The following is a 9084-nucleotide window of genomic DNA, read 5'->3' as shown; positions in this document are numbered from 1 at the left end:
CTGACGGGTCCGGAGGAGCCGAAATCGCCGCCGGGCTCGTCGCCGAAGCTGCCGCCTCCACCGCCGCCGCCGCGGCCGTCGAGCATCGTGAGCGTCGAGTTGAAGCCCTGGAGCACCACCTCTGTCGAGTACTTCTCGACGCCGCTTTGATCGGTCCATTTGCGGGTCTGGAGCGCGCCCTCGATGTAAACCTTGGCGCCCTTCTTCAGGTATTGTTCGGCGACCTTGCAGAGACCCTCATTGAAGATCACGACGCGGTGCCACTCGGTCTTCTCCTTGCGCTCGCCGGAATTCTTGTCGCGCCAGGTCTCCGAGGTGGCGATGCTCAGATTCGCGATCGGCCGCCCGTCCTGGGTGCGGCGGATTTCAGGATCCTTGCCGAGATTTCCAACCAGAATGACCTTATTGACGCTTCCCGCCATCGCCGCTCTCCACTCCGAATGCCACTGAATTCAAAAGGCCGAGCCCGCTACCCGCGTTCCTCTGCGCCTGTTGAAGCGACCCTATACACTTGCGGGCGCCGCTCAGTCCGTCACCCCAGGGTTATCCCCACTATATAGCACCTACCGCCAATCTGTTCCAGATTTGTTCCCGCAGAAATCGCCGCCAAATGTGGAGACCGGATGGCGTCTATATGGCGCCGTGATGGCAATGGGAATGGAACCCACTCGAGTTCCCATGAACGGCAAATACCACTTAACATTCATTAAGTTAGGGGCAGGTCGATTACCCTCAACTGTTGCGCTCCGGGCACGGACTCTGCCGCCCAATCGGGCTATCGTTGTGCCTCGAATTGATGCAAATGGGCCTCGCGCCTGATAGTCCGCCTCGGGGAACAGTGAGAGGCGGACACGACTGGGGAGATTGCAATGAAGAAGATCCTGTTCGGCTTGGCCGGCGCGGTTGCGCTGACCCTCTCGGCTCCGGCCGGTGCTGCGGACCTCGCGGCCCGTCCCTACACGAAGGCGCCGGTCGCGCCGCCCGCTCCGATCTATACCTGGACCGGCTTCTACGTCGGTGTGCAGGGCGGCGGTGCCTGGGGCCGCAGCGACGAAACCTTCTTCGGCGCTCCGAATACGGCGATCTTTGCTGGATCGCAGAATTACGACACCACCGGCGGCTTTGTCGGCGGCGTGTTCGGCTACAACTGGCAGTCGGGTCCGGTCGTGTTCGGCATCGAGGGTGATTACCACTGGGCTGACATCAACGGTCGGTCTGCCGAGATCAATGCCGGCGTCGGCGACACCTATTTCACGAGAATCCGCGGCTTCGGCGACATCAAGGGCCGTCTCGGCTACTCGACCGGCCCCGCTCTGTTGTTCGTCAGCGGTGGCGCTGCAGTCGGCGACATTCAGCACCGCTATGATGGCATCCCCGGAAACGTCTTCATCCAGAACAACACCCGCTGGGGTTGGACCGTCGGCGCCGGCGCGGAATACATGTTCGCTCCGAACTGGTCGGCCAAGGTCGAATACAACTACATCGACTTCGGCAGCAGCTCGATCCAGTACACCGCCGTGCCCACCAACCGCTCCGAGTGGACCGATACCGTTCACACGGTCAAGGCAGGCGTGAACTATCACTTCAACTGGGGCGGGCTGGGCACCACCAGGTACTGATATCCCTCTGACATCATTGAAGTCTAAGGCCGGCCTCGCGCCGGCCTTTTTCGTTTGACCGCAAGCCAGATGAGTCAGTCACGCTTACGTTTTGGGCACCCTGTGGCTTTTCGGAGACACAACTTGCGGCTTTGGTGGTGTAAGTACGGCGTCAGTTGGACACAGAGTCCGCTGCCCTTCCGCCCGCGGAAGGCAACAACAGAAACTGGGACTGGGATTAAGTTGAAAATGAAGAAGGTTTTGTTGGCTTCGGCCTGTTTGTTCGCTCTGGCGGCCCCCGCTTCGGCTGCTGATCTCGCGGCTCGCCCCTACACCAAGGCTCCGGTCGCTCCGATGGCTTCGGTCTACAACTGGACCGGCTTCTACCTCGGTATCGTCGGTGGCGGCGCCTGGGAAAACGCTTCCGGCGACCCGAAGATGAAGGGTGGCTTCGTCGGCGGCACCGCCGGCTACAACTGGCAGACCGGCAACGTCGTGTTCGGCCTCGAGGCCGATGCTGCCTGGGCTGACGTCAGCGCGTCCGTCACCGGTCCGATCCTCGTCCCCGGCTTCGGTGTTGCCACGGCGACTCTGAGCTCGAAGACGGATGCGATGGGCACCGTTCGCGGCCGCATCGGCTGGGCCGTCAACAACGTCCTGTTCTACGGCACGGGTGGCTATGCCTGGATCGACAACAAGCTGAGCGCCAGCGCTCTCGGCGTGAGCATCTCCGACAGCAAGTTCCACTCGGGCTGGACCGTCGGTGCGGGCGTCGAGGCGTTCTTCGCTCCGAACTGGACCGTCAAGGGCGAGTACCTCTATCGCAGCCTCGGCGGCGAGACCTACTTCTCGGGCGCCGTGCCCACCGGCACGCTCAACTTCCACACCGTTCAGGTCGGCGTGAACTATCACTTCGGCGCCCCGGTGGTTGCCAAGTACTAAGCTTCGCTCCAACGCATCGCGTTACGAAAGGCCGGCCTTGCGCCGGCCTTTTTGTTTGTGCGCGCCACCCGCCTGCCGGCTGGCATTTTTCGCGAGATGTGGCGTTCGGGTGACACAACCTTTGGCTTCAATGGTGTAAAGCTACGACATCAACTGGGTTGTAGGTCCGCTGCTCTTCCGCTTTTTGGAAGGCAAAATCGAGAAACGGAACTGGGGAATCGATATGAAGAAGATTTTGCTGGCTTCGGCCGGTTTGCTCGTACTCAGCGCGTTGGCACCGGCCTCGGCGGCCGATTTGGCGGCCCGCCCCTACACCAAGGCTCCGGTCGCGCCGATCGCAATCTATAATTGGAGCGGTTTCTATATCGGTCTCAACGGCGGTGGCGCCTCGAGCCGCAATTGCTGGGACGTCAACAATATCTTTGGCGTTGCGGGACCGGACACGGCTGAAGGCTGCCACAATGCAACCGGCGGCGTCGTCGGTGGCCAGGTGGGCTATCGCTGGCAGTCGGCCAACTGGGTGTTCGGTCTCGAAGCTCAGGGCGACTGGGCCAACCTGAAGGGCTCGAACACGAGCATTGTGCTTGGACCGCTGGTCAACCAGACCAAGATCGATGCGATTGGCCTGTTCACCGGCCAGATCGGCTATGCCTGGAACAACGTGCTCTGGTACGTGAAGGGTGGCGCGGCCGTCACGCACGCCAAATATAACGGTCTGCTGGGCGGCGTCGTCCTCGATAGCGCCACCGAGACTCGCTGGGGCGGCGCGGTCGGCACTGGCGTGGAATTCGGTTTCGCTCCGAACTGGTCCGTCGCGATCGAGTACGACCATCTGTTCATGGGCAAGCGCAACAACTCGTTCACGATTCTCGGCGTCAACGATCGCATCGACCGTATCAAGCAGGACGTCGACATGGGCACCGTCCGCCTCAACTACACCTTTGGCGGCCCCGTCGTCGCCCGGTATTGATCGGAAGTCCTGATCTATCGACGTCACATCGTCACGAAAGGCCGGCCTTGCGCCGGCCTTTTTGTTTTGCGGGCACGTCCTGCGAGGTTCCGCTCGCCCCGCTCCTGCCAGATGCCGCCAGCGCGCCAACAATCCGTTGACGATTCGCAACTCCCTCTGGAAATCCGCCCGCGTTCTTCCTACGTTCGCTGCCAACCCCATCGGCGCCGATCCCGGTTCCGGGCGAAGCGCGCCTTGACGTTGGCGCGATCGCGAGCCTTTGGGCTTCCTTGAGGGCAACTCGGATGGATGAAGTGATTAAGGCGAAGCGCCAACAGCAGAACGCGGGGGCACACCTGCGCGCAATTACGATCCGTGGCGCGCGCGAGCACAACCTCAAGAACATCGATGTCGAGATTCCCCGTGACAAGCTGGTGGTGTTCACCGGCCTGTCAGGCTCCGGAAAATCCTCGCTCGCCTTCGACACGATCTACGCCGAGGGCCAGCGCCGCTACGTCGAATCGCTGTCGGCCTATGCGCGCCAGTTCCTGGAGATGATGCAGAAGCCTGACGTCGACCAGATCGACGGCCTGTCGCCGGCGATCTCGATCGAGCAGAAGACGACCTCGAAGAACCCCCGCTCCACCGTCGGCACCGTCACCGAGATCTACGACTACATGCGCCTGCTCTGGGCGCGCGTCGGCGTGCCCTATTCGCCGGCCACGGGCCTTCCGATCGAGAGCCAGACCGTCTCGCAGATGGTCGACCGCGTGCTGGCGCTGCCCGAGGGCACCCGCCTCTATCTGCTCGCACCCGTCGTGCGCGGCCGCAAGGGCGAGTACCGCAAGGAGCTCGCCGAATGGCTCAAGAAGGGCTTTCAGCGCGTCAAGATCGACGGCACCTTCCATGAGCTGGCGGAAGCGCCGACGCTCGACAAGAAATTCCCGCATGACATCGACGTCGTCGTCGACCGCATCGTGGTGCGCGCCGACATCGGCCAGCGTCTCGCCGAGAGCTTCGAGACCGCGCTGAAGCTGGCCGAGGGCCTTGCCGTCATCGAGTATGCCGATGCACCGGCTGCTGCGGCCGCGCCTGCAGAAGAGAAAAAGAAAACCGCAAAAATCCACGACAAGAGCGGGCCCGAGCGCATCCTGTTCTCGGAAAAGTTCGCCTGCCCGGTCTCCGGCTTCACGATTCCCGAGGTCGAGCCCAGACTCTTTTCCTTCAACAACCCCTACGGCGCCTGCCCCGCCTGCGGCGGCCTCGGCGTCGAGCAGCATGTCGACGAGGACCTCGTGATCCCCGACAAGGAGCTCGCGATCGGCAAGGGCGCGATCGCGCCCTGGGCCAAATCGTCATCGCCCTATTACGTGCAGACGCTGACCGCGCTCGGCAAGCACTACAAATTCACGCTGACCACCAAGTGGAAAGACCTGCCGAAGAAGACGCAGAACGCGATCCTGCACGGCTCCGGCGAGGACGAGATCAAGTTCTCCTACGAGGACGGGGTGCGTTCCTACGACACCAAGAAGCCGTTCGAGGGCGTCATCACCAACATCAACCGCCGCTATCGCGAAACCGAAAGCGAATGGGCGCGCGAAGAGCTGGCGAAGTATTTCCACGACGTGCCCTGCGAGGGCTGCAAGGGTTTCCGGCTCAAGCCCGAGGCGCTGTGCGTCAAGATCGGCACCAAGCATATCGGCGAGATTTCGGAACTGTCGGTCAGGAAGGCCGGCGAATGGTTCGAGACCGTGCCTGATGCGCTGAACACGCAGCAGAACGAGATCGCGGGACGTATCCTGAAAGAGATCCGCGAGCGCCTCACCTTCCTGCTCGACGTCGGCCTCAACTATCTCACCCTCTCCCGCTCCTCCGGCACGCTGTCCGGCGGCGAGAGCCAGCGCATTCGCCTGGCCTCACAGATCGGCTCGGGACTGACAGGCGTGCTCTACGTGCTGGACGAGCCTTCGATCGGCCTGCACCAGCGCGACAACGCCCGCCTGCTCGACACCCTCAAGCGACTGCGCGACCTCGGCAACACCGTGATCGTGGTCGAGCATGATGAGGACGCCATCCTCCTCGCCGACCACGTCCTCGACATCGGCCCCGGCGCCGGCATGCATGGCGGCAACATCATCGCCGAAGGCACGCCCGCCGAGATCATGCGCAACCCGAAATCGCTGACCGGCAAGTACCTGACCGGCGAGCTCGAGGTCGAGGTGCCGGAGCGGCGGCCGCCGAACCATCGCCGCACCATCAAGGTGGTCAACGCGCGCGGCAATAACCTCAAGAACGTCACTGCCGAAATTCCGCTCGGCCTGTTCACCTGCGTTACCGGCGTGTCCGGCGGCGGCAAGTCGACGCTCCTCATCGACACGCTCTACCGCGCCATCGCCCGCAAGCTGAACAATGCCAGCGAAGGCGCCGCCCCGCACGACCGCATCGAGGGCCTAGAGCACATCGACAAGATCATCGACATCGACCAGTCGCCGATCGGCCGCACCCCGCGCTCGAATCCGGCGACCTACACCGGCGCCTTCACGCCGATCCGCGAATGGTTCGCCGGCTTGCCCGAGTCCAAGGCGCGCGGCTACGAGCCCGGCCGCTTCTCCTTCAACGTCAAGGGCGGCCGCTGCGAGGCCTGCCAGGGCGACGGCGTCATCAAGATCGAGATGCACTTCCTGCCCGACGTCTACGTCACCTGCGACGTCTGCAAGGGCAAGCGCTACAACCGCGAGACGCTGGAGGTGTTGTTCAAGGGCAAGAGCATCGCCGACGTGCTCGACATGACCGTCGAGGAAGCCGCCGACTTCTTCAAGGCGGTGCCGCGCGTGCGCGAGACCTTCCAGACGCTGCATCGCGTCGGCCTCGACTACATCCATGTCGGCCAGCAGGCCACGACGCTCTCCGGCGGCGAAGCCCAGCGCGTCAAGCTGGCCAAGGAGCTGTCCAAGCGCGCCACCGGCCGCACGCTCTACATCCTGGACGAGCCGACCACCGGCCTGCACTTCCACGACGTCAAGAAGCTGCTGGAGGTGCTGCACGAACTGGTCGCGCAGGGCAACACGGTGGTCGTCATCGAGCACAACCTCGAAGTCATCAAGACCGCAGACTGGGTCATCGACCTCGGCCCCGAAGGCGGCGACGGCGGCGGCGAGATCGTCGCCTGGGGCCCGCCGGAGGACATCGCGAAGGCGCCGCGGAGCTATACGGGCAAGTTTCTGGCGCCGGTGCTGAAGAAGGCGGGGAAGCCGAAGCGCGGGCGGACAAGCGAGGCGGCGGAGTGAGCTGCCCCTGTGGATAGAGGAGCATAGGACTGGCGCTTGGCGCCAGTTCGTCATATGTTCACCCCGTTGGGAATTGTTTCTCTCTCGGGGACGACCCTCACAAACGTCTGTTCTTGGAACGTTGCGATCGACGCGCGCAAGCGTGCCGGCTGCGAACGTCGCCGACACAACAGGTGCGTCATCGACGCAATCGTGTCGCCAGGAGCAAACGGAGGTGCCCATGCCTGGGGTGCAGAAGTCGAAGCGGGCTAAGCGCATTTGTAACGGCGCCGCCCGGGTCGGGGAACGGTATCACAACACCACCTGTTCATGCTTTGTTCTAATCGCGCTCTGCGTGATTTGGACCTACTTTGAACAGGCCGCTTTTGAGCTGGATGCAAGTCTGTCTCTTAGTGCGGGGACCAGAGTGACGTTGCGATCGACGCGCGCAAGCGTGCCGGCTGCGAACGTCGCCGACACAACAGGTGCGTCATCGACGCAATCGTGTCGCCACTTCCATCAGGCTTAGGCTGCACCCATGCTCGAACCTAAGCCTGTGGGTAGTGCCCTGCGAAGCAGGCCTCGTCGAATCCTTGCCAAGTCCCGCCTGCGGCATGTTTGGGACGAGTCACGCGATTCAAGCAAGCGAGCGGGAGCGCCCGGGATCGACAATGAATCCGCGCGGCAATTCGCTGCCAATCTCGACTCCAATCTCGACGAAGTCGTCAAACGTCTCCACAATGGAAGTTATGGGTTCTCGCGACTGCGACCTGTATTTATTGAGAAGGAAGGGTCCAACAAGGAGCGGGTGATTTGCATCCCGACAGTTCGAGACCGGCTGGTTCAGAGAACGATCGTCGAGTATCTCGTCACTTCACAAAGGATTCCCATCCACAACTCGTCGTCGTTCGGCTTTATACGAGGACTAGGGACTGCAAACGCCATCGCGAGAGCTGTCGAACTCAGGTCCGTTTACGAGTGGTGTCTCAAGACAGACATCGAAAGCTTTTTCGACCAGGTGCCGCGCCAACTGCTCAAAGGAAAAGTTGCGGCAACCCTTCAAGATCACAGTCTGGTCCCGTTGATCTGCAATGCGATCGACTGCGAGATCAAGGGACCCCCCGATGTACAAGCGAGAGCGCACGTCAAGGCATCCGCCATGGGTCGGGAATACGCCAAGGCATGCCGTTATCACCCCTTCTTGCAAACTTGGTGCTGTCTAGATTTGACCACGCCATAGAGCGACGCAAAATCCCAATGGTCCGCTACGCAGACGATCTCCTGCTATTTTTCGGCTCGAGAGAGGAAGCACAGCGTGGCCAGCAGTTCGTGGAAGGCCAGCTCGCGCGAGCCGGCCTAAAGCTATCGCAAGCAAAGACAACTCTTCACGGCCCTGAAAAGCACGTGTTGTTCTTAGGGTTGGAAATAGCATTTCTCGGAACTCCGTCGAAATACGTGGCCCGTGTCTCCCCCAAGCAAATCCTCAGAATCCAAGATCGACTCGAAACGGAATACGCTTACTCAAACATTGTGAAATCTTCGAACATTAAGACCCTGAGCGACGCTGTCGTCGCGCTATCCAGATCCGTTGCGGCTTATCTTGGAGCCTATCACCAAGCCGACAACTACGTACGCCTTTTGTCTGACCTAGAGCGCACGATGAAAAAAGTGCAATCAAATCTATATACCGACATCTTTGGCGCAAAAGTGATCGGGACTCTCGATGACGCAAAGAAGCGCTTTCTTTCGATAGAGAATGTTTCGGCCCCAGAGCCGCTGCACGATCTCGGTTGGTAACGCTCCTTCTCCCATGCCCTACGCCCTCGTCATCTTCGATCTCGACGGCACGCTCGCCGACAGCTTCCCTTGGTTCCTGCGTGTCGTTAACGACATCGCCGATCGCTTCAATTTTCGTCGTGTCGCTGATGAGGACGTCGAGGGCCTGCGGCAGGCCTCGACGCGGGAGATTCTCGGCCGCCTCGATGTGCCCTTGTGGAAGCTGCCGGCGATCGCGCGGCATGCGCGGCGGTTGAAGGCGGAGGCGGCAGCGGAGATTTCGCTGTTTGCGGGTGTCGAGACGATGCTGCGGACGCTGGCCGAGAACGGCGTGCAGCTCGCGCTGGTGACGTCCGATAGCGAAGCCAATGCGCGCGATAAGCTTGGCGAGGCCGCCGCGCTGTTCTCACATTTCGATTGCTCGGCATCGCTGTTCGGCAAGGCCGCGAAATTCCGCCGGGTCATCCGCCGCGCCGGCGTGGAGCCTGCCCAGGTGATTGCGATCGGCGACGAGGTCCGAGACATCGAGGCGGCGCGGGCGGCGGGAATTGCC

8 protein-coding genes are annotated in these 9084 nt (G+C 61.9%); 7 read left to right on the top strand and 1 reads right to left on the bottom strand.

All coding sequences use genetic code 11. The features are described 5' to 3' along the window. On the bottom strand, positions 1-422 hold a 422-nt coding region (locus MOV74_RS22760), incomplete at its 3' end, for a single-stranded DNA-binding protein (protein ID WP_246927172.1). Positions 423-869: 447 nt separating this feature from the next. Between MOV74_RS22760 and MOV74_RS22755 the strand changes: the two genes are divergently transcribed. From MOV74_RS22755 to MOV74_RS22730, 7 genes are all read left to right on the top strand, one after another. Then, positions 870-1619 (top strand): outer membrane protein, encoded by a 750-nt coding sequence (locus MOV74_RS22755; protein WP_246927169.1) that lies wholly within the window; start codon positions 870-872, stop codon positions 1617-1619. Positions 1620-1847: 228 nt separating this feature from the next. After that, positions 1848-2540 (top strand): outer membrane protein, encoded by a 693-nt coding sequence (locus tag MOV74_RS22750; protein ID WP_246927167.1) that lies wholly within the window; start codon positions 1848-1850, stop codon positions 2538-2540. Positions 2541-2763: 223 nt separating this feature from the next. Then, the gene (locus MOV74_RS22745) at positions 2764-3510 is read left to right on the top strand and encodes an outer membrane protein (RefSeq protein WP_246927164.1); all 747 of its coding nucleotides are present in this window, start codon (positions 2764-2766) and stop codon (positions 3508-3510) included. Positions 3511-3794: 284 nt separating this feature from the next. Beyond that, positions 3795-6776 carry an excinuclease ABC subunit UvrA gene (uvrA, locus tag MOV74_RS22740; RefSeq protein ID WP_246927158.1) on the top strand — a complete coding sequence of 994 codons (2982 nt, stop codon included), beginning with the start codon at positions 3795-3797 and terminating at the stop codon, positions 6774-6776. A gap of 517 nt (positions 6777-7293) precedes the next feature. Then, entirely contained in the window at positions 7294-7995 is a 702-nt protein-coding gene (locus tag MOV74_RS40845) for a reverse transcriptase domain-containing protein (protein ID WP_258719547.1), read from the top strand. Next, entirely contained in the window at positions 7938-8552 is a 615-nt protein-coding gene (locus MOV74_RS40840) for a reverse transcriptase domain-containing protein (protein ID WP_258719546.1), read from the top strand. Before MOV74_RS40845 ends, MOV74_RS40840 begins: the two co-directional genes overlap by 58 nt. A gap of 13 nt (positions 8553-8565) precedes the next feature. Beyond that, the coding region (locus tag MOV74_RS22730; RefSeq protein WP_246927156.1) for an HAD-IA family hydrolase at positions 8566-9084 on the top strand (519 nt) is incomplete at its 3' end.

The organism is Bradyrhizobium sp. SHOUNA76 (genome assembly GCF_023006445.1).
In the GTDB taxonomy this organism is placed as follows: Bacteria; Pseudomonadota; Alphaproteobacteria; order Rhizobiales; family Xanthobacteraceae; genus Bradyrhizobium.
Note: the sequence above shows the minus strand (reverse complement) of the source record. Positions and strands in the feature narration are given on the sequence as shown.